This is a genomic window from Blautia sp. AF32-4BH (assembly GCF_003460565.1).
Lineage (GTDB): Bacteria > Bacillota > Clostridia > Lachnospirales > Lachnospiraceae > Fusicatenibacter > Fusicatenibacter saccharivorans.
This window is the reverse complement of sequence record NZ_QTVL01000003.1, coordinates 170,682-193,572: the sequence shown is the minus strand read 5'-3', so window position 1 is coordinate 193,572 and position 22,891 is coordinate 170,682. Positions and strand designations below refer to the sequence as shown.

The following is a 22,891-nucleotide window of genomic DNA, read 5'->3' as shown; positions in this document are numbered from 1 at the left end:
TTTCCGGACAGGAGCTTTTTTTACATAACAGGAAATTTCGTTGACATTCCCCGTTATAAGCCCTCCGGGCAGGATCGCACTGCGGCGGCGGGGAATTCTATCGCTAAAGCGGCCCGCCGCAGGCGGAGAATCCCGCAAAGCAGGATTTTCTCTTCTGTTTTCAGCGGTAAATCCGCAGGATGCGGAGAACCTTTACCAGCTTCGTTCCCATCGGCATACGGCGCATTTCTGCTTCCGTCGTACCGGTTACAACCACAAAAGCAATCAGATATACGACGATTGCGATCAGAATTGCGGCCAGCATACTGATCGATGGACGCTTCGTAATGGCGAACAGACCATAATAAACAATCCAGGTTACAACACCCATAATAGCTGCTGCGATCAATGGTTTTACATAGGTATTTTTGAACTCATTGCGGAAATTCAGGTGTTTGCGGATCGAAAGGTTATTCAATACGCACATGCTAAGGGAGAACAGGATTCCTGCAAAGACAACGGCATAAATGTTTGTCTTTGGGAAAACTGCAAGGATCAGCGCCAGGACGACGAGATCCATTCCAAGGGAAATTGCTGCATTGTGCAAGGCTTTCTTCTGCTGCCCGATCGACTGCAGGACACTGTTGGTAATGGTAGACAGTGCAGAAAAGACAACCGATACGGCACCCATCATCAGCAGTTTGCCGGAAAGGCTCGAACTTGACGGGAACAAAACGCCTGTAATCGGGAATGCCAGGACTCCAAGGCCGACGGCAGCCGGAATGGAAATAAACATGGTCAGGCGGATCGTTTCCAGAATTTTGTCGTTTGCCTCGTCAAGGTCACCGGTTGCATAACAGGAAGACACCTCCGGCATCATCGCAGATGCGGATGCACTCGCCATGGCAAGCGGAACATTAATCAGCGTAACGTAATAGTTGGAAAACTCGCCGTATGCAGCGTTCAGCGCTTTCTGGTTTTCGCCGTGCCATCCGAGGATGGTAAAGAACAGATAGTTGTCCAGGTAAGCGTTGCAGTTGTAAATGAATGTCGTGAAAATGACCGGCGTTACCATCAGAAAAAGTACCTGAAAAATTTCACGGTAGGATTCTTCACGGTGACGTGTATCTCTGGCCACCTTTCGCAGAATCGTTTTCCGATTTACCCCGTAAACGATCAGCATAAAGCAAAGGCCTGCCAGGACACCGGCTCCTGTTCCGAGGGTTCCGCCGGCGGCACCGAATTTGGCATGTTCGGTATCGTTTGTCGCGAACTGCTGGATGAAGAACCAGGCGGCGCCAATACTGAATGCGGCGTTGAATACCTGCTCGATGATCTGTGAAATTGAGGTCGGCATCATCGTGCTGTGGGCCTGGAAATAGCCACGCAGAACGCCGAGAACAGCCGAGAAAAAGATCGTCGGCGCCAATACACGCAGGGCGAGGAGTGCATTCTGCTGGTTATACGGCAGAAGGAATTTCCCGCCAAAGAATGCCACCAGTGCAGCAACTCCACCTACGATCACGGCGTAAAGAAGGGCACCGTGGAACACGCGATGTGCATTTCGGTACTCTTTTAATGCCAGACGTTCGGATACGATTTTTGACACTGCCATCGGAATACTATAGGAGGAGATCAGAAGCAGAATCGTATACAGATTACTCGCCGTACTGTAATAGCCAAGTCCCTCATTTCCAATCGTTTCGCCGAGCGGTGACCGGTATAAAAGACCGATCACACGTGAGATAATCGTTGCCGCCATTAAAATAGAAGTATTTCTCAATAATGTATTTTTCTTTTTACTCATGCTTTTGCTCCCGTATTACATTTTCGATCTGCCAGTCAATCGGCGCAAGACCGTTTTCTTCCAGATATTCGTTTGTTCTGGAAAACGGATGGCTGCCGAAAAATCCACGGTATGCAGAGAGCGGACTCGGATGAGCGGACATCAGCACCAGATGCTTTGGATTGTGGATCATCTCTTTTTTCCGCTGCGCCGGACGGCCCCAGAGGATAAAGACCATCGGTCGATCCTGCTCTGCGAGTACCTTGATCGCTGCATCGGTAAACTGTTCCCAGCCGATTTCCTTGTGGGAATTTGCCTGATGCGCACGTACAGTCAGCACCGTGTTCAGCATTAAAACACCCTGCCGTGCCCATTTTTCGAGATATCCGTTGTTCGGGATATAGCATCCCAGATCGTCCTCAAGTTCCTTGTAAATGTTGACCAGGGACGGCGGAATACTTACCTCCGGTTTTACAGAAAAGCAGAGCCCGTGCGCCTGTCCCGGCTCATGGTACGGATCCTGGCCCAGGATGACCACTTTTACCTGCTCGAGCGGGGTAAAGTGGAACGCATTGAAAATATCATCAGCCGGTGGATAAATGGTGTGAGTTTTATACTCCGCACCCACCGTCTGAAACAGTTTTTTATAGTAGTCTTTGGAGAATTCTCCCTTCAGGGCATTTGCCCAGCTTCCGCTAAGAGGCGGCATATCGTTTTCTCCTTCCTTTTACAGGCGGACCGGCACATTACGGCCTGCCAGATATTCTTTGACTTCACGAATTTCCAGTTCTTTGTAGTGGAACAGGGATGCGGCGAGGGCTGCATCGGCTTTTCCTTCGGTTAAGGCATCATAAAAATGCTCCAGCGTTCCTGCGCCGCCGGATGCGATGACCGGGATGCCGACGCTCTCTGCGATCGTTCTTGTCAGCTCGATATCGTATCCCGCCTTTGTTCCGTCGCAGTCCATGCTGGTGAGCAGAATTTCTCCGGCTCCGAGGCTCTCGGCTTTTTTCGCCCACTCGACGGCGTCGATGCCGACATCGATCCGGCCGCCGTTTTTGTAGATATTCCAGCCGCTTCCGTCAGCTCTCTTCTTCGCATCGATCGCAACGACCACGCACTGGCTGCCAAATTTCTGCGCCGCATCGCCAATGAGCTGCGGATTGTTGATCGCGGAGGAATTAATCGAAATTTTATCGGCCCCCTCTCGGAGCAGCATCTTGAAATCGTCCACAGTGCGGATTCCTCCGCCGACAGTGAACGGAATAAAAACGTTTGCCGCTACCTTCCGCACCATATCGACAACGGTTCCTCTCTGGTCGGAGGAGGCTGTGATATCAAGGAACACAACTTCATCGGCTCCTGCCTTGTCGTACGCTTTTGCAATCTCCACCGGGTCTCCGGCATCTTTTAAATCGACGAAATTAACGCCTTTTACGACTCTTCCGTTTTTTACATCCAGGCATGGGATAATTCGTTTTGTAAACATCGCTTAGTCCTCCTCTCCAATTTCCGCAAAGTTTTTCAGAATGGCAAGTCCAAGATCTGAACTCTTTTCCGGGTGGAACTGGCAGGCGAACAGATTTCCTTTTTCCACGGATGCATGGATGTGTGTACTGTACTCTGTCGTTGCTTTTACAATTTCCTCCTCTTCTGCTTTCAGATAGTAGGAATGGACAAAGTAAACATATGATTCCTGTGGGATGCCCTTGAATAATCTTCCTTCCTTCTGTAAATGGAGGGAGTTCCATCCCATGTGTGGAATTTTTAAGCCCTCTTTATCCGGAATCCGGAGAATCTCTCCTTTTAACAATCCAAGTCCTGCGACACCCGGACTCTCTTCGCTGCGTTCAAACAGAACCTGAAGCCCGAGACAGATTCCAAGAAACGGAGTCCCTTTTTCTACGATTTCATGAATAACCGGCACCAGATGATAGCGGTTCAGATTTTCCATCGCATCTCCAAAGCTGCCGACACCCGGCAGAACGACGTGATCTGCGCGTTTTAACACGTCTGGATCCCTGGTCAGTACAACCTCTTTTCCAAGGCTTTGAAAGGCTTTTTCCACGCTTTTTATATTTCCGGCATCATAATCAATCAGTGCAATCATAGGTGGGTCCTCCTCGTTTGTTATTTCAGTCCACGCCCCCTGTCATTGGGGGCATCTCTGCTGTTCTTTTGCAAACAGTACACTTCATTCTAACATACCGTTTTCTAAAATTCAAATTTTGAAGGTTATAAAATTATACAAAAATACAGAAATTCTTAAGATTTCTTTTACTCCCGCTCTTTTCTTTCTTTTTATACTGGACAAATGACGGGCATCACGCTACAATAAGAGCGTTGCACTAAGAAACGATAACACTTTGTAAAAAACGAGAGGTGTATATGATTACCAAATATCTGATTGTATTTTTGATTTCCATGGTTCCGCTCATCGAGCTGCGTGGTGCGATTCCGTACGCGGTAGCTTTCCATATTCCGACGCTTCCGGCCTATCTGATCGCCGTCATCGGAAATATGCTTCCGGTTCCGATTATTTTCCTGTTCGCTCGAAAGGTTCTTGTCTGGGGATGTGATAAAAAGTATATCGGAAAGTTCTTCACCTGGTGTCTGGAAAAAGGCGAAAAAGGCGGGGAAAAACTGAAAGCAAAAGCCGGCCGCGGACTTCCGCTCGCCCTGCTGCTCTTCGTCGGCATTCCGCTCCCGGGAACCGGCGCATGGACCGGCACACTGGCCGCAAGTATCCTCGATATGGACTTTAAGACCAGCGTTCTCGCCATCATGGGCGGTGTTCTCCTTGCAAGCGTCATCATGCTGCTTGCAAGTTCCGGCGTATTCGGGGCAATTGGGGCGCTTTTGGCGTAAACGGCTCTGCTTCCGTTTCAATTCCATAAAATTTGGCTTACAGCCGCACAGATTTGTTTTTCCGATCTGTGCGGCTGTTTTTGTATAACTTTTTTCTAACAGAAATTTTCCCTGCTGTTTCCTGTTCACGTTTTTCCGGATCGAATTCTGTTTCTTTTCTTCCAGTATTTTCTTGTACTATTTTCATTTTTCCTCTTGAACATTCGTTCGATTTGTGTTACACTTCTTTTATCGAACAGTTGTTCTTTTTATAAAATACCTGTTATCTTATTGTTTTACTTTTATTCGTATTCATTTGGACATAGAAAGGAATTTTTCTGCCATGCAGTTATCATCACAAACACTTTCTCTCTCCGAGAAGCTGAATCTTCTCGCTGACGCGGCCAAATACGACGTTGCGTGCACTTCCAGCGGTGTGAACCGTGCCGGAAAACAGGGACATCTCGGCAATTCGGTCTCCTGCGGTATCTGCCACAGCTTTTCTTCCGACGGACGCTGTATCTCTCTGTTGAAAATTCTGCAGAGCAACGACTGTATCTACGACTGTAAATACTGCGTCAACCGCGCCGGGAATGACCGGCAGCGCGCCACGTTTACACCGGAGGAGGTCTGTACACTCGTCACGGAATTTTATCGCCGAAACTATATTGAGGGACTCTTTTTAAGTTCCGCCGTCTGCAAAAATCCTGCCCATACGATGGAGCTCATGTACCGCACTCTGCATCTTTTACGTAATCGTTACCGCTTTAACGGCTACATCCACGTCAAAGCTATCCCGGGCGCACCCGCCGAGCTGATCGAAAAGACCGGCTATCTCGCCGACCGCATGAGCGTCAATCTGGAACTCCCGACCGGAGAAGGGCTGCAGAAACTGGCCCCGCAGAAGACACAGAAAGCGATTTTAAAACCCATGCGCCAGATCCAGTCCGGTATTGTAGATTACCGGCTGACCGCAGGGAAAAGCGCTTTTTTAGAGCGTTCCTCGGGAAACCGCTATCTCTCCCACTCCATTTTCGATACACGAAAGCAGATTTCCGCCTCCGCTGCCGATCTGGGCTGGATCTCTTCCTCCTCCGCGCGGTCACTGCCGGAAAAGGAACGCTCTGCTCCCTTCGTTCCTGCCGGCCAGAGCACGCAGATGATCATCGGTGCGACAAAGGAAAACGATTACCAGCTTCTCTCCACCTCACAGCTTCTCTACCAGCAGTATGACCTGAAGCGCGTCTTTTACTCCGCCTACATTCCGGTCAACGAGGATTCCGCCCTGCCCTCACGTGAAACCAAGCCGCCGCTTCTTCGGGAACACCGCCTTTATCAGGCAGACTGGCTGCTCCGCTTCTACGGTTTTCAGGCGGATGAACTGCTCGATGAAGCCCACCCGAACTTTCATGCACAGCTCGACCCGAAATGCGACTGGGCGCTGCGCCATATGGAGCTGTTTCCGGTGGAGATCAACACGGCTGAGTATGCCGACCTTCTGCGCGTTCCCGGCATCGGGCCGAAATCGGCCATGCGGATTGTAAAGAGCCGCAGAAGCTCCCATCTTTCATTTGATCATCTGAAAAAGATCGGTGTGGTGCTGAAACGCGCCAAATATTTTATCACCTGCGAGGGAAAAATGATGTATCACATGCGGCTGGAACAGCAGTTTCTGACCCGGCAGCTCACGGGAGAGGAAGCCGCCTCCAACTGGGAGGTTTCCCATCCGGAACAGTATCAGCAGCTTTCTCTGTTTGATGCTGCCGTACCTGGGCATATATAATCCCGGGCGTTCTTCTCACGGAAAAGCCTTTTTGCTGTATCTGCGCTTTTTGCAGAAGGCTGTTGTCTGTATCAATTGATTTCAGAAAGGATTTTATTATGACTGTTTACACCTGCAGCCCGGATCTTGCGTCGATCCTGACCTGCATCTATGAAGCCTGGAATTCCCGTCTCGGCTACCGCAATGTACGGCTGATGACGGAACCAGTCGGCAATCTGGAGCTGTTCTGCGATTACTGCCATGTTGAGCCGGACACAGAAAAAGCCGCCAGCGTCACGCGATCCATTCAAAAGAAGATCGGCGCAGCAGCCTGGCGGCTCGTCTATCTCTGTGCAATGTCCGAGAGAAGCGACGCTCCCGACATCATTTATCGTTTTCTGCTCTACGGCTTTTCCTATGGAAAGGATACCCTGCATATGCTGCAGGAACCGGCGGTATTCCACGCTTTTGAAGTTTCCCGTCAGGTCACAAATGAAGCGCATTCGTTCCGGGAATTTATCCGTTTTGCAAATATTTCCTCCGGTTTTCCGATCCTGGTCTCGCATATTTCCCCGAAAGCCAATGTGCTGACCCTGGTCGCTCCCCATTTTTCTGACCGGCTTCCCTCAGAAAACTGGATGATTCTCGATGATAACCGGCAGCTTGCCGTCGTGCATCCCGCTGACCGGCCCTTTTATCTGACCCGTCTTTCTCCGGATGAAATAGAACGCCTTTCCCTCACGGAATCCACTTCGGACCCTTACGAAGAACTCTGGAAAGGATTTTTCACCGCAATTGCCATCAAAGAGCGTTCCAATCCCGACTGTCAGCGTACGCATCTGCCGCTCCACTACCGGGATCATATGCCGGAATTTAAAAATTTTTAGAGTCTTAGAATTTTTCCAGCTGTTCCATGTTCAGCACAAACACAGTACAGCCTCCTGTCTGGGTATCAATCGGAACAGAGTAATTTCCGCCCGGGCAGAAGTTTCCGCTTTCCATCGGGGTGGCCGCATAGGTAACTGTTTTCCGAAGCCCTGCTTCCTGTTTTAAGATCGCAAGCACAGCGTCGAGCTTATGATCATCGGTTCCGATCAGCAGTGTTGTGTTCTTCTCCTTCAGGAAACCGCCGGTCGTGGCAAGCTCCGTCACAAAAAAGCCTTTTTTGTTCAACTCGGCAATGGTGTCTGCCTCGTCCTCTTTCCGTAATACAGCAACAATTAACTTCATACAAATTCCTCCTCGCATCCTCCGGTCAAACGGATTCTGATTTTTGAAAAGTCAGCTGCTTATGCCGTATGGCACATTGCATTTTTCTGTTTTCACAGTAAAAATAGCATAATGTCACGGAAAAAGAAAGTCTTTTTTTACTTTTTCACTTCAAATCCGTATGACACGGTTCCATTTTCGAATACCGCGTCCACTTCGTAGATGTAGCCGGCCTCGGCTCCCGGAATGCTCCAGCTCTCCGCATGCTCCACAGAAACGCTTTCTCCCTCCGGGTAACCATTGCCAAAGTTCTGCCCCCGGTCTTCGGCCGGCCATCTTTCTGCTGTGACAGAATCCGGCTCCTCCGAGAAGACAAGCTCCAGATCGGTTTTTCCTTCGTCATTTGCTGTATGCAGATCACTCAGTTCCGTCCATTCCAGAATGAACGCACTGTCCGCAACGACGTTCTGACCATTGCCGTCCTCATCAACATAAGACCAGGTATAACCTCCCTGTGTTGCCATAGCTGTCACCTGGGCATTTGGCTGTGTGTAGCACAGATTCAGAAACGGAATTTCCGATGGATCCTTTTCCGGCAGAATCTGGGAAAGTTCCTCATCGAATTTTTCTGCATCCGCCTCCGTACCGCCGCTGATTCTCATAATACGGCTGATACCCGGATATTGTCCCGGATAGGAGTTCAGCATAATACCGTCGCCCTCCACTTGAAGAAAATCTCCTTTTTTGATCTCGGACGGATCAATAGCATTTCCATTTTCATCGTAAAGTGTGTCGGACGGTGTATGTGTCACATAGATGTTTCCGTGTTCCAGATCTCCCAGGTACCATAACCCGGAATCTTCTGCAAGAAATACGGCTTTCTGTACTTCTTCTGCCCTATTGCTGTCCGCTGCAGTACTTGCTGTATCTGCATTCAGATTTCGGTCCCGTTCCGTTTTCATATAGATTCCGCCTCCAATCAGCACGGCGGCAACTACAACACCGGTCACTCCAAAAATAACTGCGTTTTCTTTTTTCATAAGCGTATTCTTCCTTTCCTGTTGTTTTCCCGTTTTTTTTACACGACTTGTTTTATCTTTCTGCAAGACATGCAAGAAACGGTTCCCCGTACTTTTCAAATTTGCTCTCGCCGACACCAGAGACCGCCAGCATTTCCTCTTTGTTGGACGGTTTCTCCATCGCCATCTGGATCAGTGTTTTATCCGAGAAGATAATATACGGAGGCACTTTATGCTCCTTTGCAAGCTCCATCCGGAGTGCCCGCAGTTTTTCGAATACCGCGGCCTCCTCGTTGGAAAGATCCTTTGCCGCTGCCGAGGTTTTTGTCTTTGTCTTCTCTTTTGCGGCTTTCGGAATCCGTTTTTCTTCTTTTGCCATCTTCATCAGCATCGTGCCGTCCTCATCCAGCAGCTCCGCCGCTTTTGGCAACAGGCGCACAATGCTGTATGTGTCGGCCGTTACATAGAGATATTCCCGGACCTGCAGTTCATTTAAGATCTGCCGCAGCCGGTAGACCGGCTCTTTTGCCAGTTCCCCGTAATGGGAGTTTTCATCCATGCGGTACTGGCGGATTTTCGCGGTATTCGCACCGTGCAGGGTATCGAGAATCACCGTCGTGCCGTAGCGCTGACGGCATTCCCGCACACAGCCAAGGATTGCCTTTGCCGCCGCTGTCACATCCACCGTTTCAAATTCCGAGAGGCAGTTGGAACAGTTTCCACAGTAATTGGAACCGTATTCCCCGAAATACCTCAGGATATAATCTCTGAGGCACTCATGGGTGAAACAGTAAAACGTCATTTTCTTCAGCCGTTCCTCCTCCCGCTGACGGATCAGCGCTGTCGTCTCGGGATCCTCACTCTCCTGCGCCATGTTTTCGATAAAAAACTGGTTTGTGATGACGTCCTGTCCCGCGTACAGCAGAATACATTCCGCCGGAAGGCCGTCCCTGCCTGCTCGTCCGGCCTCCTGATAATAGCTTTCCATGTTTTTCGGCATATTATAATGGATGACGTACCGCACATTCGATTTATCGATTCCCATACCAAAAGCGTTTGTCGCTACCATGATCTGCTTCCGGTCATAAATAAAATCTTCCTGGTTTTCCTTCCGTTCCAGGTCAGAGAGACCCGCATGGTATCTTGTGACAGAATATCCTTTCTGCTCGAGTTTCTCACAGACCTCCTCCACATTTTTTCTGGTCAGACAGTAAATAATTCCGCAGTCCGCCTCGTGCTCTGCAAGGAATGATTCCACGGCTGCGAATTTATCTTTCGGCTGCTGTACCGTAAATTTCAGATTTTTCCGGTCAAAGCCTGTGACCAGACGTACCGGATCACGCAAAGACAGTAGTGCTTCGATATCATCCCGTACCTCTTTTGTTGCCGTTGCCGTAAAGGCACCGATCACCGGCCGTGCGGGAAGCTGCTCGACAAACTCTGTGATTTTCAGGTAGCTTGGGCGGAAATCCTGACCCCACTGGGAAATACAGTGTGCCTCATCAACACTAATCATCGAAATTTCCATCGACTGCACCGCGCACAAAAATTCCGGTGTCAGAAGGCGTTCCGGGGCGACATAAATAATCTTGTACCGGCCCTCCATGGCAAAGCCGAGTGCCTTCCGGTACTGCGCCGCACTTAAGGAGCTGTTCAGAAACGCAGCGTGAATCCCCGCCTGGTTCAGGGTCGATACCTGATCCTTCATCAGAGAAATCAACGGTGATACCACCAGGGTAATTCCTGGCAGCAGAAGCGCCGGAATCTGATAACACAGCGATTTTCCTGCTCCGGTCGGCATGATGCCGAGCACGTCCTGTCCGTTCAGAAGCGCATCCACCAGCATCTCCTGCCCCTCCCGGAAGGAATCGTAACCGAAGTACTTTTTTAAAACCTCATATTTTGTCATCTTGTTTTTCTCTGCCCTTTCCATCCACTCTACCTCCATTGTGACATAGATTGCAGGTAAAGTCAAACAGATGTGTGCCGCATGTTTTCTTTCATCCATACATATATTGTCTCAAAAAGTCCTGGAGGGGGATTTTATGCGTTCTCTTTCACCCCTTTCCCGCCGGATCCTGAAAAAAGCCGGTATCGCCGCCGCTTTTTTCTGCTCCGCTTTTCTTTTTGGCTCTGTTCTGTCCCACTTTACCTGCCGTGCGCTCCGAAAGGCAGCCCCAGTTTTTCTCTCTGCTGCGCCGGAGACACCTGTTTCTTCCGTTTCGATGCCCGTCCTCTCCTCTGCTGCCGAAAACTGGGGGCTCTCCTTCCCGGAAAAAGGGAAGACTCCCGTCGGCAATGCTACATCCGAAGAGCTTGCCGCCTACAACGCCTGGTTTGCCGCTTCACCGGAAGAAAACATCATCTATCTGACGTTTGACTGCGGCTATGAAAACGGCAACACACCAACGATTCTTGATGCGCTCCAGAAGCATCAGGCTCCCGCAACGTTCTTTGTCGTCGGCAATTTTCTCTCCGACCAGCCGGATCTTGTCAAACGTATGGCAGCGGAAGGCCATATCGTCGGAAACCACACCTGGTCGCACCCGGATATGTCCAAAATCTCCACGCAGGAAGCCTTCTCAGAAGAACTGAACCGAGTCTCCACACTTTATCAGGAAACCACCGGCCAGGAAATGGTGAAATTTTACCGGCCGCCGCAGGGAAAATACAGCACACAGAACCTGCAGATGGCAAAGGACCTCGGATACCAGACGTTTTTCTGGAGTCTCGCCTATGTAGACTGGTACCAGGATCAGCAGCCGACCCACGAGGAGGCTTTCAAAAAGTTGACCGGACGCATTCATCCCGGTGCCATCGTCCTGCTTCATAATACCTCATCCACCAACGCGGAGATTCTCGATGAGCTGCTGACGAAATGGGAAGAAATGGGATATTCTTTCGGCTCTCTCGATCAGCTCGCATCGAAATCTGCCTGAGGACCGGAAATACGGTTTCTCATGTATTTCTATCTTTCTTTTGTTCTGCTTTTTTTATCCTGCTTTCAAACCGGAATGCCTCCTCTTTTACTTCCTTCCAGAGCCGCAGCACACAGAGCAGGTTCGGCACCGCCATGCAGGCATTGGCAAGCTCCGCAAAATTCCAGACCGTTTCTGCCATGCAGACGCACCCGGCAAACGCTGCAAAACAGAAGAAAACACGGTAAACCATTCCGAAGCTATCCTTTTTCACCAGCCAGAGAAACGCCTGCTCCCCCTGGTATGCCCAGCCGGCCATCGTTGCAAATGCGAACAGCAGAATCCCGACCGCGACAACATAGCCTCCCGCCGGTCCGAACACACTTTCAAAGGCCTGAATTACCATCGCCGCTCCATCCGCTTTTTCCGCCTCCAGTATCCCCTCTGCCGCCCCGGTCACTCCAACGGCAAGGCCGGTCACAAGACAGATCACCATGGTATCAACGAACACACCTGTCATGCTGATGTACCCCTGCCGCACGGGATCGTCGGTCTGTGCCGCCGCAGCACTGATTCCGCCTGCTCCAAGCCCTGCTTCATTCGAAAACACACCGCGGGAAATTCCATACCGCAAGGCCGGCGGCAGCAGGGAAATTCCCGCACCCACCGCTCCTCCCGATACCGCCCGGAAAGAAAACGCGTCCCGTACTATCGCAAGCAGTGTCCGCGGAAGCTCTCCGGCGTGCAGACCGATTACCATTCCTGCCCCGCCCAGATAAAAGAGTGCCATTCCCGGTACCAGCACCTCCGCCGCTTTTGCAATGGAACGCAGTCCGCCTGTCACCACGAGCAGAAGAAGAATCGTCAGCACCAACGCGCTTTTTTCTCTTGCCACGCCAAACGTATCCTGCATCGCCAGCGCAATCGAGTTTGCCTGCGTCATATTGCCCATTCCGAGAGATACCAGCACGGTGCTTCCGGCAAAAAACACAGCCAGCATCTTCGCCAGCCGCTCCCCCGGAAATGCTCTGGTCAGCGTCACCATCGGACCGCCGCAGTATGTTCCGTCTTTTCTTTGCATCCGGTACTGCACCGAGAGAAAACTCTCAGAAAATTTCAAAGCAAGTCCCACAACCGCCGCCAGCATCATCCATCCCAGTGCTCCTGGTCCTCCAAGCGCCATTGCGGAGGCAACCCCCACGATATTGCCCGTCCCGATTTCCGCCGCAAGTTCCGTCATCAGCGATGCGAACGGCGAAACTCCTGCTTCTGTTTTCTCCCCGCTGTATCTCGCCTCACGGCCGAATGCTGTACGAAGCGCAAAGAACAACCGTCGAATGGGTAGCGCGCGAAGCTGGATGGTCAGAAAAATGCCTGTCCCAAGCAGCAGAAAAAGAAGCGGCGGTCCCCAGGCGGCTGCATTCACCGCTTTTAGAAATGCATTGATTTTTTCAAGCGTGGCCATATCCATTCCTCCCTGTACAAAGTTCCAAAGGAAAGCAGTTCCCGTCCCTCCATTGTTAAACGGTTTTCTGTCCATGCATCGCAATGTTTTCTCTGCACTTTATGCAGCACCGCACAAAAAAAGAACCCGACAGCAGCCTTACGGCCCGTCCGGTTCTTTCGATCTTCATCTTATTTTGTTGTATTCCGCTTCCGCCCGTTTTTCAGGACTCCTGCTCCTTTAAATCATCCGCCACGAGAACACCCGCTTTGAAGCCCATCAGCATCATCTCGAGCATTTCTGCATCGTAATTGCGGTATTTCAGGTAATAAAACAGCGAATCGAGATAATTCAGAAAGCCTTTTTTCGTCTCCGGACTTAAAATCACCCGTTTTCCGTCGCCCATCAGATATTTGGCAATCCGGGAAAAGACGAACTTTTCGTTCAGAAATGCCATCGCATCCGATGTCTCATCCTCCACCAGGATCTGGATCGGTTTTCTCCGCAGCAGCCAGTAGGTCTCATAGGAGATCACTTTCAATGAATTGATATGCTTTGCCTGATGAAAATGTTTCAGGCGGGAAATATCCGTGAAATAGTCCAGCACTGCATGGCTCAACAGCGACTCGCTGATCTGGATTTTCTCGCGGATGCCGAGACTCTTGGCAAATTCCTCGATTTCTTCGTAAAAAACAGCGTAACGGCTCTGGATTACTTCCTCGGAAAATTCTTCCAGAAGTCCGTCGTAGTTTGTGTATATTTTTTCTATTGTATTCATTTTTCCTCCCCGGGCAGATTCAGGATTTCATAGCAGAGTTTCGTCCGGACAAAGTCGGTATATTCGGTCATCTCGCGTTTTTCCATTGTTCCGTAGCGGATCGGCGAGGTATTTCCCATCAGATGTTTTCGGATTTTTCCGGCTTTGACTGCCGCCATCATATTCTCCGCAGAGTCCTCTGCTGCATGAGAGAAGCCCATGCGGCCCGTGTTTCTTCCATCCATTTTTTATCCTTTCCCATGTCTGAAAAGCAGTTTTATTCTTTCAGTATGCTCCAGACGGCATCATCCATCGTATGAATTTCATTCAGATCGCGTTTTTCCACCGCTGCCTTGACCTGCGGTTTTAATTCACGCTTGCGCACGATCGTTTCCTTGCTCTGGAACTTCTCATCCGGCACAACCTGGAGACGGCGGTAGAACGATCCCATCTCATCTCCCATGCCCGCCAGACGGTTCAGCAGCTCGGAAAACTCTGTCAGCATGGCGTTTCCCTTGCGCCGCGGGTAAAGAATGCTGTGGTCAATCTCTCCCCAGCCCTCCTCGAACAGCGTCTTAATCTGAATTTCAATGTAGACGCCGCGGTAAACGACAATGTAATGCACCGCACGGTAATGTTTCCGGTCCAGAATGTTCTCCTCCGGAATCCAGTTCACATAAATGTCGGCGTAATCGCCAAGTCTTGTATGGACTTTCGGCGGCTCTGCCATATAGCCCGATGCGTTCTGGTCGTAGTCACGGCCGTAATCACGGATGTATTTCTCCGGATCATTTTTAAACCAGTGCGTAATGTATTTATGGAAGTTTACCCAGTCCTCCCGATACAGCAAAAGTCCCCGGATTCCGATCAGATCTGTCACGTAACGCATATAGCTTGTCGAATCCATTTTCCGGTACTTTGCATAATTTTCTAGGCGCTTGCGCACCAGCTTTTCCACCAGATGTTCGGTGTCCTTCAGACGGCTGTGGTACGACTGCAGTCCGATCTCTTTTTCCTTGTCCTGCAAAAACTCTGCCACAAATTCTTTTCGGATCTTTTCCAGCGTCGGACGGCGCCGTTCATAATCATCCGCAATTTCCAGCAGTTCTTCCCAGGAAATATCTGCTTCCTCAAATTCCTGCGGCAGAATTCCGAATTTCTGCAAAAACTCGTCCTTTGTCAGATACACGTAGATTCCTCGCTCTCTTTGTCAATTCAACGTACAGGTTTCTTTTTTTCAGAACGCACCCCGGAGAAACCCGGCCCCGCTGCGTTCTGACGCACCGGAGAGATTATAGCACATTCATCCCCGCTTCACAAGTAAAATCTTTATTTAAGAATGCACATTTCTACTTTAATCTTTCTGCCAATTTCTTAAACTTTCCTTAAGCTGTCTTGATGTTTCACCTGCCCCATGGTAAGATAATCGTGACTTGGCAGAATTGTCTGCTGTTTACACTTACATTAAGAGGGAGGTCTTTTTTATGTGGACTCGAGAGGAACTGAAAACCCGCGGAAAAGCCGCATTTTTACGCAATTACTGGATCTGTGTGGTAGCCGCCTTGATTCTGACTCTGCTGGTCGGAAGCGGTACTTCTAATTCTGGAAATTCCAACAATGACAGCAATCAGACTAACTCGGTCGGTATATCTGGATTTACGATTTCTTCCGATAACTTCAATGTGGAATCCTTTGCAGAAAAATTCACCCCGCTTGGACCGGTTAAATTTGTTTTTACTGTCTTCAGCGGCATTGTACTTCTTGTCATTGGTCTTGCCTTTATTCTGATCCGTATTTTTGTTCTTGCACCATTTGAGGTAGGAGGCTCGAGGTTTTTCATTGAAAACTCGATGGAAAAAGCGGGACTTGGCAACATACTGTTCGGATTCCAGAACGGCTACTATGGAAAAACTGTGTGGACTCTGTTTTTAAAAAATCTTTATATATTCCTCTGGTCGCTGCTTCTTCTGATTCCTGGAATTGTGAAAGCTTATGAATACCGCATGGTTCCTTATCTTCTCGCCGACTACCCGGAACTTTCGACCGAAGAAGCATTCCGCATCAGCCGTGAAATGATGAACGGTGAAAAGATGAATACATTTATTCTTGATCTCTCCTTTATCGGATGGTATATTCTTTCCGGAATCACCTGCAATCTTGTCGGTATTTTCTATCTGTATCCGTACAAATATGCAACCGATGCCGAACTGTTCCTGGTTCTGAAACAGAATTACTTCTCCAGCCGGAGTTATGGCAATACGTATCAGGCTTACTAAACCGCACAAAAAATCAGGTGCTTCTCTTTTTCGGGAAGCACCTGATTTTTTATGTATTTCTTTTTAAATATCTCTTAGATATAATCTTTCATTTCAAAATACCGCATCAGAATATCGGCACAGTTCTCGATGCCAAGATCCGAGGTATTCAGGATCATATGGTAGTTATTGACATCGCCCCATGTCTTTCCGGTATTTTTATAATAATACTCGGCACGCTGCTTGTCTGTCTCTTCCAGCATCACCTCAGCCGCCTCTCTTGTCAGGGAAAACAGCTTCATGATACGTTTGATCCGGTCCTCTTTGTCCGCGCAGACATAAATATTGATGACGTTGCTTTTATCTTTCAGAAACTCCGAAGCACACCGTCCAATGATAATACACGGCTGTTTCGCCAGCTCGCGGATCGCATCCGCCTCAGATTCAAAGGCATTTTCACGCATGCCGTGCTCTACATCGTCCTTATCATATACCGGGATATGCAGTCTCTCGGAAAGTTCTTTCGCAATAATACTCGCCCCAGTACCAAACCGGCGGCTCATCGTAATAACTAAGTTCATTTGCCACTTCCTCCTTCGCACTTCTCATAACGCAAACAAACGCCTTATGACAAATCAAAAAATTTTTCTTTCGCTGTCTTTTATTATAACAAACCCCCACCGAAAACTCAAGGTTTTTCGACAGGGGCATGGATCACTCAGGCGATGGTGATTTCTTCTATTTTCTTTTTTGCGAAATGATTGAATGCCGCGATGACTCTTCCTGTGCAGACCATGGCTATAACAGTGCCGATTCCGATTCCTACCGGGCGGCCGGCATCGATGAGGCCGATCGCAAGGGAAATGACGATGGCGGAGAAATCAAAAAGATTTTTTCCGAAACCCATGTTCTTTCCGCAGCGCTCGCCGAGAACTCTTGCCAGGCCGTCGGCCGGGTTTGGGACGATGTTGACGTCTACGGTCACAGCGGCGCCGATTCCCGTAAGAATGATGGCAAGGACAAGAACGAGAAGCCGCATTCCCATCTGGTCAGGTGCCGGGAAAATCCGGTCGAAGATGGTGATAAAGGCGCTCGTCAGGTAACTTGCGGCAACCTGCAGAAGCTGGAACGGCGGGAATTTTCCTTTCAGCAGTACGATCTGTAATACGATGAAGATCAAATACGCCACGAAGACGGCGGTTCCTGTTTCATAGCCGAAGATCTGTGCCACGGCGTACGGCATGGAGATGATGGGCGATACGCCGAGGTTCGTCTTCGTATTCAGTGTGATACCGAGTGCCAGCACCATAATTCCAATCAGATAAAGCGCAATGCGCAGAATCCATTTCTTTTGTTTTTCCTGCATAATTTTCCCTCTTTTCTTTCTGTAACAACGCTTCTATCTTAACACACATCAGGGAAAATGTGCAGTAAGTCTATCGGATGCAGGATTACTCCTCCTCCAGCACACAGCCTTCTGGTGCATAAGTTTCAAAAAGCCAGTCCTCAAGCGCATTCAGATTATCATCGGAATGCTCGACCTCACGCGCATAGCGCCAGGAAAGCTCCTCGATGTCGTGCATGGAAAGCGTTTTTCCATTTTCCAGCCACCGTGCAACCAGGATTTCCTGAATCCAACGGACAGAGAACAGCGCGAGTTCCATTTTGGAACAGACCATATCGTCATAGACGGCGCCGCAGAAATAGGTGTAGACGAAAAACATCAAAAGCTGCTCACCGATGTTTTCCCACTCTGCACGGCGTTCACCTGCAGCGCCCCAGGTGCGATGGAATTCTTCACAGATGGCCTGATAAGCGGTTTCTCCGTTCTGATACAGCGCTTTTTCTGTGCCGTCAAGCACAGTATCCCATTCCGGACGAAGACGCTCGAGACCGCGGAGAACGGCAAGTTCCTTCACCTGGCGGTCATATGCATGAAAGGATGCAGCATCCACACCTTTTTCCGCAAGGCTCTCCGCCACGCACTCGCTTAAGGTTCCCTCTTCCAGATGCTTTTCATACTTCCGAAGCAGGTCATCGATATCATACTCCCGCTGCTCCTCCATACAGATCTGATACTGTTCTGCGAGCTGCTCTGCCGCCGTCATGCGCTCCTGCAGCGGCAGTTCGCGGTTCTGCAGAATCCGGAACAAAACATCTCTCGTGTCTTCCAGCTGGGAGAACATCATGAAGTCAAACTCTTCAAAATCATCCTCCTCGTCGGTCTCCTCCTCCAGAAAACGCACCGGCTCTTTGCAGGACAGGATAATCCGTGCAGCTTCCGGGCAGGAAAGGGACAGGGATAATTCACGCAGACCCTCGTACTCCTCCGTATGGCGCGGGTAAAGGCGGCAGGTGTCACATAAGGAATCCGGCCCCAGTTCCTTGTAAAGATCGCAGAGATTTTCATCATTCAGAAAGGCACAGCGGCGGTTGTTCTGGTAAAAACACTCTTCCTCCCAGTCGATCGAATTGCGCAGGCGCTTTCCAAACTCACTCTTCTCATTTCCATACCGCTCCAGGGAATCCTCGTCGATCACGATCTGCCAGCCGGCACAGCACGTATCCGGGCAGTCTCCGGCGGTGCATACAAACTGGTCGTAAAAATGTGGTTTTAAATATCTCATGCTTTTTTGTTTCCTTCTTTATATTTCTGTACGATCCACGCACCAGCCTCGCCGACCGGCATGCCGCTTTTTTCTGCAATTACTGCGGCACTCTCGTACTCTGGGTAAATTTTTTCGATCTCGCCGTGGCGGCAGATCTTGACTGTCACATGGCCGTACTCGGTTGCGATTGTCGCAAACTCGCGTTTCATCACGGTGCGCTCCATCCGGCAGCGGCGGATGCCGATTGTGGTGGTCTCGGCGAATATGATATTTTCCAACGTCTCCCGCGTTTTATCATCACAGATTACATCCAGCTGGTAAGCCGGGCGGTTTTTCTTCATATAGACCGGGATGTAATGGACATCTCTTGCGCCTGATCGCAGCAGTTTTCCCATGCAGTAGCCGAGCGCCTCGCCGGTGCAGTCATCAATGTTGCACTCCAGCTTCCAGATCGTATCTTTCTCGTCGTTTTCTTCTGTTTCGAGCATCATTGCACGCAGCAGTGACGGGCGCTCATACGTCCGTTTTCCGGCGCCAAGACCTGTTCTGGTACATTTGAAGGATGCCGGCAGTGTCTCTTTGGTACGGATTGCCGCAACAATGGCTGCTCCGGTCGGTGTGACCAGTTCACCCTGGATTCCGGTCGGAACGAGGGTCAGGCCATGTGCCTGTACGATATTTAAAACAGCCGGTACCGGAACCGGGATCATGCCGTGCTGGCATCTGACAAAGCCGCTTCCCTCGCTGAGACCCGTCACGATGACTTCATCCGGCGCCAGGTTATCCAGGCAGACAGCGGCAGCCACAATATCAACGATGGAATCGACAGCTCCCACCTCATGGAAATGCACCTGATCAAGCGGAACGCCATGGGCTTTTGCTTCCGCTTCGGCAAGAATCTGGAAAATCCGCTCCGCCAGCGCTCTTGCTCCCGGTGTCAGACCGCCGCTGCGGATAATCGCAAGAATCTCCGGCAGCCCGCGGTGCTCATGATGGTGATGATGCTCCCCTGTGTGATCGTGGTCATGGCTGTGCGCATGCTCGTGGTCATGATGATGCTCGTGATCATGTGGATGGTCATGCACTTCCGCCCCATCCCCGTGCAGATACGCCATATCGTGATCATGGTTCTCATGCTCTGCATCCAGAATCACATTGAAATCGCAGGCATCCAGCCCCGACTTTTTCACTCTTGTAATCGCAATTTCGTATCCCGGCAGTTTCAGGCTTTCCAGTGATTTCTCCAGTACTTCCCGGTCTGCTCCCAGGTCGAGCAGCGCTGCAACGGTCATATCTCCGCTGATTCCGCTCCCGCACTCCAGATATAAACTTTTACTCATCTTGATGTACTCCCATTCTGTTAATCTGTGTTGCAATATATCCGGCTCCATAGCCGTTGTCGATATTCACGACGGCAATTCCGTTCGCGCAGGAATTGATCATCGTAAGCAGCGCCGAAAGACCGTTCATGCTGGCCCCGTAGCCAACGGATGTCGGAACAGCAATCACCGGCTTGTCCACCAAGCCGCCGAGCACGCTCGCCAGCGCCCCCTCCATTCCGGCAACGGCTACAACGCAGTTGGCGCTCTGAATCGTATCGAGACGCGACAGCAGGCGGTGGATACCGCTCACACCGACATCGTAGATACGCTCAACGTTTGCACCGAAGTATTCTGCGGTCTGCGCCGCCTCCTCGGCAACGGAAATATCCGCAGTTCCAGCCGTACAGACCGCAATTTTTCCGATCCGCTTCTTGTCTTTCTTTTCTATTTTTAAAATATGCGACAGCGGATCATACACCACTTCCGGAAACTTTTCGCGGATCAGCTCATACTGATGCTCACTGGCTCTCGTTCCGAAGACCTCCCCATCCTGCTCGTACAGACGCGTAAAAATCTTCAGCAGATGTTCATCCGCCTTCCGCGCACAGAAAATGACCTCCGCAAATCCGCTCCGGATTTCACGGTGCGTATCCAGCTTAGCATATCCCATCTCCTCGAACGGCTCTTTTTTGAAATATTTCTCTGCCTCCTCGATCGAGATTTCGTTGTTTTTTACTTTTTCTAATACCTCTCTTGCCTCCAAAGCATTCACCTCGTTTTCGTTTTTTCCTTTTTTTCACACCCAAATACGATACAACATAAAAAGAAAGCCGAAACCTCTGCTTTGTCAGAACCTTCTCTTTTCTGACACCGCAAATCTCCAGCTTTCTTTATTTTAAACTATGAAGTGCACTTTAAGTCAAGCAGATTCTATACACAAGTATACCCTGCTTTCTGCGTTCCCGCAATGTTTTCTTTTCGCAGTGTGAGTCATCGTATAGAAATAAGAATCCCCGCCGATGCCGCCTCAAATGCCGCACCGCCGGGGATTCTGTAAGTTTAACTGTATTCCGCTGCTTTATTTCTCTGCTTCTCTTTTCTTATCCAGTTTTACATTGCGGAAGTACAGCACCATATCTACGGTGATCTCTGCAATGTTCAGGAAATAGAAAGCCCATGCAAGGAAAAAGATCCAGTCTTTGTCCGGATTGTTCATATAGCTGATAAATTTGTTAGCAATACCGAAAATATATCCGATCCAGATGAACACCTCAAAGTAAAGGCTCTTTCCTTTTGCTGTTCTTGAAGTCCAGGATTTATAAATGGACAGCGGCCAGGACAGGCCAAAGCACAGGATCATCAGTGCTTCCAGTAAGTGGCTTATCATTTCTACAGTCATGTTTTTCTTCCTCTTTCATTTCTTTTTCTGCCGAAAGTCGCTTGCAAGTGTTAATGCCCTGATGTCTTTTCAGCTTGAGACCTGTCTGAAATAATCAGACGGGTCTATGGTCTCTCTTGTATTTCGTCGTTACAAATGTAACCTTTAGTCTTCTTTATGCGCTTCTAAGTATTCTTTTCTTCCCATCTCATACAGATTATTTCCGTCGCAGTCGATGATAACAAAAAGCGGCATGTCTTCTACTTCCAGACGGCGAAGTGCTTCTGCGCCAAGATCTTCGTATGCGATCAGCTCTGCTTTTTTGATGCATTTTGCAAGCAGTGCGCCGGCTCCGCCGATGGCTCCGAAGTATACGCCATGATATTTCTTCATGGCTTCTACAACTTCCGGAAGACGTGCGCCTTTACCGATCATTCCTCTTGCGCCTACGGACATCATGGTCGGAGCATACGCATCCATACGGCCGCTGGTGGTAGGACCTGCAGATCCGATGACCTGGCCTGGTTTTGCAGGGGTCGGTCCTACGTAGTAAATCGTAGCGTCTGTCGGATCAAACGGGATTTTTTCTCCTCTTGCGAGCGCTTCACACATTCTCTTATGTCCGGCGTCACGGGAAGTATAGATAGTTCCGGTCAGATATACGGTATCTCCGGCATGCAGTGTTTTTGCCAGTTCTTCTGTTAAAGGCAGCTGAATATGTTTTTCCATGATCAGATCACCTCCGTTTTATGACGGGTAACATGGCAGTTGATGTTGACTGCACACGGCATTCCCGCAATATGAGTCGGCATTGTCTCGATATTGAGGCCGATGGCTGTGGTTTTTCCGCCAAAGCCCTGCGGTCCGATGCCGAGTTTGTTGACTTTCTCCAGCATTTCTTTTTCCAGATCTGCGTAGAACGGATCCGGGTTCTCGGAATCGATCGGGCGCATCAGTGCTTTTTTCGCAAGCAGTGCACATTTATCGAAGGTTCCGCCGATACCAACGCCGACTACCATAGGCGGGCATGGGTTCGGGCCTGCTGTCTCAACAACTTCCAGGATGAAATCCTTGATTCCCTGAAGACCTGCGGACGGTTTGAACATACGGATCATACTCATATTTTCGCTTCCGAAGCCTTTCGGGCCTACGGTTACTTTGATCTGATCGCCAGGAACGATCTCGGTGTAGAGCATAGCCGGTGTATTGTCGCCGGTGTTTCCTCTTCTGACCGGATCTTTGACAACGGATTTTCTTAAGTATCCTTTGTCATATCCTCTTCTGACACCTTCGTTGACTGCCTCTGCAAGATCTCCTCCTGCGATGTGCACATCCTGTCCGATTTCCAGGAAAACACATGCCATTCCGGTATCCTGGCAGATCGGCACGTTCTGTGCGTCTGCGATCTCATAATTTTCTACGATTTTGTCCAGAACACCTTTTGCAATCTCGCCATCCTCGCAGGCACGGCAGCCTGTGATGGCACATTTTACGTCTTCCGGAAGATGGTAGTTTGCTTCGATACAAAGTTTCTCTACCACATCCGTAATGGTACTAGCCTGAATTTCACGCATGGGATTCTCCACCTTTCTTTCCTTGCTATTTT

The 22,891-nt window shown here is 49.7% G+C and carries 24 protein-coding genes; 5 read left to right on the top strand and 19 right to left on the bottom strand.

Going from position 1 to position 22,891, the window contains the following annotated elements; genetic code table 11:
* Positions 1–160: 160 nt before the first annotated feature.
* From DWZ44_RS05590 to hisH, 4 genes are read right to left on the bottom strand one after another with little or no spacing between them, the layout of a single operon-like run.
* Complete coding sequence (locus tag DWZ44_RS05590) at positions 161–1,786, bottom strand: putative polysaccharide biosynthesis protein (protein ID WP_117804393.1); 1,626 nt, start codon at positions 1,784–1,786, stop codon at positions 161–163.
* Positions 1,779–2,474: a uracil-DNA glycosylase gene (locus DWZ44_RS05585; RefSeq protein WP_055219339.1), complete on the bottom strand. Its 696-nt coding sequence runs from the start codon at positions 2,472–2,474 to the stop codon at positions 1,779–1,781. The genes DWZ44_RS05590 and DWZ44_RS05585 overlap by 8 nt, the downstream gene beginning before the upstream one ends.
* Positions 2,475–2,492: 18 nt before the next feature.
* Positions 2,493–3,254, bottom strand: coding sequence for an imidazole glycerol phosphate synthase subunit HisF (gene hisF, locus DWZ44_RS05580; RefSeq protein ID WP_117804392.1), 762 nt, complete (start codon positions 3,252–3,254; stop codon positions 2,493–2,495).
* 3 nt (positions 3,255–3,257) lie between these two features.
* On the bottom strand, positions 3,258–3,875 hold the full coding sequence (hisH, locus tag DWZ44_RS05575; RefSeq protein ID WP_117804391.1) for an imidazole glycerol phosphate synthase subunit HisH: 618 nt from the start codon (positions 3,873–3,875) through the stop codon (positions 3,258–3,260).
* 278 nt (positions 3,876–4,153) lie between these two features.
* On the opposite strand from hisH, the gene DWZ44_RS05570 reads away from it, so the two are divergent.
* The 3 genes from DWZ44_RS05570 (at position 4,154) to DWZ44_RS05560 (ending at position 7,261) form a co-directional block, all read left to right on the top strand.
* The gene (locus tag DWZ44_RS05570) at positions 4,154–4,633 is read left to right on the top strand and encodes a COG2426 family protein (RefSeq protein WP_117804390.1); all 480 of its coding nucleotides are present in this window, start codon (positions 4,154–4,156) and stop codon (positions 4,631–4,633) included.
* Between the two features lie 322 nt (positions 4,634–4,955).
* Positions 4,956–6,395 (top strand): putative DNA modification/repair radical SAM protein, encoded by a 1,440-nt coding sequence (locus tag DWZ44_RS05565; protein ID WP_117509203.1) that lies wholly within the window; start codon positions 4,956–4,958, stop codon positions 6,393–6,395.
* 98 nt (positions 6,396–6,493) lie between these two features.
* Entirely contained in the window at positions 6,494–7,261 is a 768-nt protein-coding gene (locus DWZ44_RS05560; RefSeq protein ID WP_117509204.1) for a TIGR03915 family putative DNA repair protein, read from the top strand.
* A gap of 4 nt (positions 7,262–7,265) precedes the next feature.
* Here DWZ44_RS05560 and DWZ44_RS05555 read toward each other — a convergent pair whose 3' ends face one another.
* The 3 genes from DWZ44_RS05555 to recQ form a co-directional block, all read right to left on the bottom strand.
* On the bottom strand, positions 7,266–7,604 hold the full coding sequence (locus DWZ44_RS05555) for a cyclic-di-AMP receptor (protein WP_055227503.1): 339 nt from the start codon (positions 7,602–7,604) through the stop codon (positions 7,266–7,268).
* A 137-nt stretch (positions 7,605–7,741) separates the two neighbouring features.
* Complete coding sequence (locus DWZ44_RS05550; RefSeq protein WP_117509205.1) at positions 7,742–8,623, bottom strand: hypothetical protein; 882 nt, start codon at positions 8,621–8,623, stop codon at positions 7,742–7,744.
* Between the two features lie 52 nt (positions 8,624–8,675).
* Positions 8,676–10,511 carry a DNA helicase RecQ gene (gene recQ, locus DWZ44_RS05545; protein WP_117509420.1) on the bottom strand — a complete coding sequence of 612 codons (1,836 nt, stop codon included), beginning with the start codon at positions 10,509–10,511 and terminating at the stop codon, positions 8,676–8,678.
* Positions 10,512–10,647: 136 nt separating this feature from the next.
* Between recQ and DWZ44_RS05540 the strand changes: the two genes are divergently transcribed.
* A complete protein-coding gene (locus DWZ44_RS05540) occupies positions 10,648–11,541 on the top strand; it encodes a polysaccharide deacetylase family protein (RefSeq protein WP_226906352.1) in 894 nt (297 codons plus the stop codon).
* A 19-nt stretch (positions 11,542–11,560) separates the two neighbouring features.
* Here the strand turns inward: DWZ44_RS05540 and DWZ44_RS05535 are convergent, their stop codons facing one another.
* From DWZ44_RS05535 to DWZ44_RS05520, 4 genes are all read right to left on the bottom strand, one after another.
* A complete protein-coding gene (locus DWZ44_RS05535) occupies positions 11,561–12,985 on the bottom strand; it encodes an alanine/glycine:cation symporter family protein (protein ID WP_158554960.1) in 1,425 nt (474 codons plus the stop codon).
* Positions 12,986–13,187: 202 nt separating this feature from the next.
* A complete protein-coding gene (locus DWZ44_RS05530) occupies positions 13,188–13,742 on the bottom strand; it encodes a hypothetical protein (protein ID WP_022461914.1) in 555 nt (184 codons plus the stop codon).
* Positions 13,739–13,966 (bottom strand): hypothetical protein, encoded by a 228-nt coding sequence (locus tag DWZ44_RS05525; RefSeq protein WP_055227506.1) that lies wholly within the window; start codon positions 13,964–13,966, stop codon positions 13,739–13,741. The genes DWZ44_RS05530 and DWZ44_RS05525 overlap by 4 nt, the downstream gene beginning before the upstream one ends.
* Before the next feature lie 32 nt (positions 13,967–13,998).
* Entirely contained in the window at positions 13,999–14,910 is a 912-nt protein-coding gene (locus tag DWZ44_RS05520; protein ID WP_226906353.1) for a GTP pyrophosphokinase, read from the bottom strand.
* A gap of 295 nt (positions 14,911–15,205) precedes the next feature.
* Between DWZ44_RS05520 and DWZ44_RS05515 the strand changes: the two genes are divergently transcribed.
* Positions 15,206–15,997: a DUF975 family protein gene (locus tag DWZ44_RS05515; RefSeq protein ID WP_117509207.1), complete on the top strand. Its 792-nt coding sequence runs from the start codon at positions 15,206–15,208 to the stop codon at positions 15,995–15,997.
* Positions 15,998–16,071: 74 nt separating this feature from the next.
* Here DWZ44_RS05515 and DWZ44_RS05510 read toward each other — a convergent pair whose 3' ends face one another.
* The 8 genes from DWZ44_RS05510 to DWZ44_RS05475 form a co-directional block, all read right to left on the bottom strand.
* Positions 16,072–16,557 carry a cytidylate kinase-like family protein gene (locus DWZ44_RS05510; RefSeq protein ID WP_022461910.1) on the bottom strand — a complete coding sequence of 162 codons (486 nt, stop codon included), beginning with the start codon at positions 16,555–16,557 and terminating at the stop codon, positions 16,072–16,074.
* A 137-nt stretch (positions 16,558–16,694) separates the two neighbouring features.
* Positions 16,695–17,342 carry a YczE/YyaS/YitT family protein gene (locus tag DWZ44_RS05505; RefSeq protein ID WP_117509208.1) on the bottom strand — a complete coding sequence of 216 codons (648 nt, stop codon included), beginning with the start codon at positions 17,340–17,342 and terminating at the stop codon, positions 16,695–16,697.
* An 85-nt stretch (positions 17,343–17,427) separates the two neighbouring features.
* A complete protein-coding gene (fliB, locus tag DWZ44_RS05500) occupies positions 17,428–18,603 on the bottom strand; it encodes a flagellin lysine-N-methylase (protein ID WP_055265399.1) in 1,176 nt (391 codons plus the stop codon).
* Positions 18,600–19,925: a nickel pincer cofactor biosynthesis protein LarC gene (gene larC / locus DWZ44_RS05495; protein ID WP_117509209.1), complete on the bottom strand. Its 1,326-nt coding sequence runs from the start codon at positions 19,923–19,925 to the stop codon at positions 18,600–18,602. The genes fliB and larC overlap by 4 nt, the downstream gene beginning before the upstream one ends.
* Positions 19,918–20,670 (bottom strand): nickel pincer cofactor biosynthesis protein LarB, encoded by a 753-nt coding sequence (larB, locus tag DWZ44_RS05490; RefSeq protein WP_055219567.1) that lies wholly within the window; start codon positions 20,668–20,670, stop codon positions 19,918–19,920. The genes larC and larB overlap by 8 nt, the downstream gene beginning before the upstream one ends.
* Positions 20,671–20,985: 315 nt before the next feature.
* Positions 20,986–21,306 carry a hypothetical protein gene (locus DWZ44_RS05485; RefSeq protein ID WP_022461179.1) on the bottom strand — a complete coding sequence of 107 codons (321 nt, stop codon included), beginning with the start codon at positions 21,304–21,306 and terminating at the stop codon, positions 20,986–20,988.
* A 144-nt stretch (positions 21,307–21,450) separates the two neighbouring features.
* Positions 21,451–22,014: a Fe-S-containing hydro-lyase gene (locus DWZ44_RS05480; RefSeq protein ID WP_117509210.1), complete on the bottom strand. Its 564-nt coding sequence runs from the start codon at positions 22,012–22,014 to the stop codon at positions 21,451–21,453.
* 2 nt (positions 22,015–22,016) lie between these two features.
* Positions 22,017–22,859: a fumarate hydratase gene (locus tag DWZ44_RS05475; RefSeq protein ID WP_055265393.1), complete on the bottom strand. Its 843-nt coding sequence runs from the start codon at positions 22,857–22,859 to the stop codon at positions 22,017–22,019.
* Positions 22,860–22,891 lie beyond the last annotated feature (32 nt).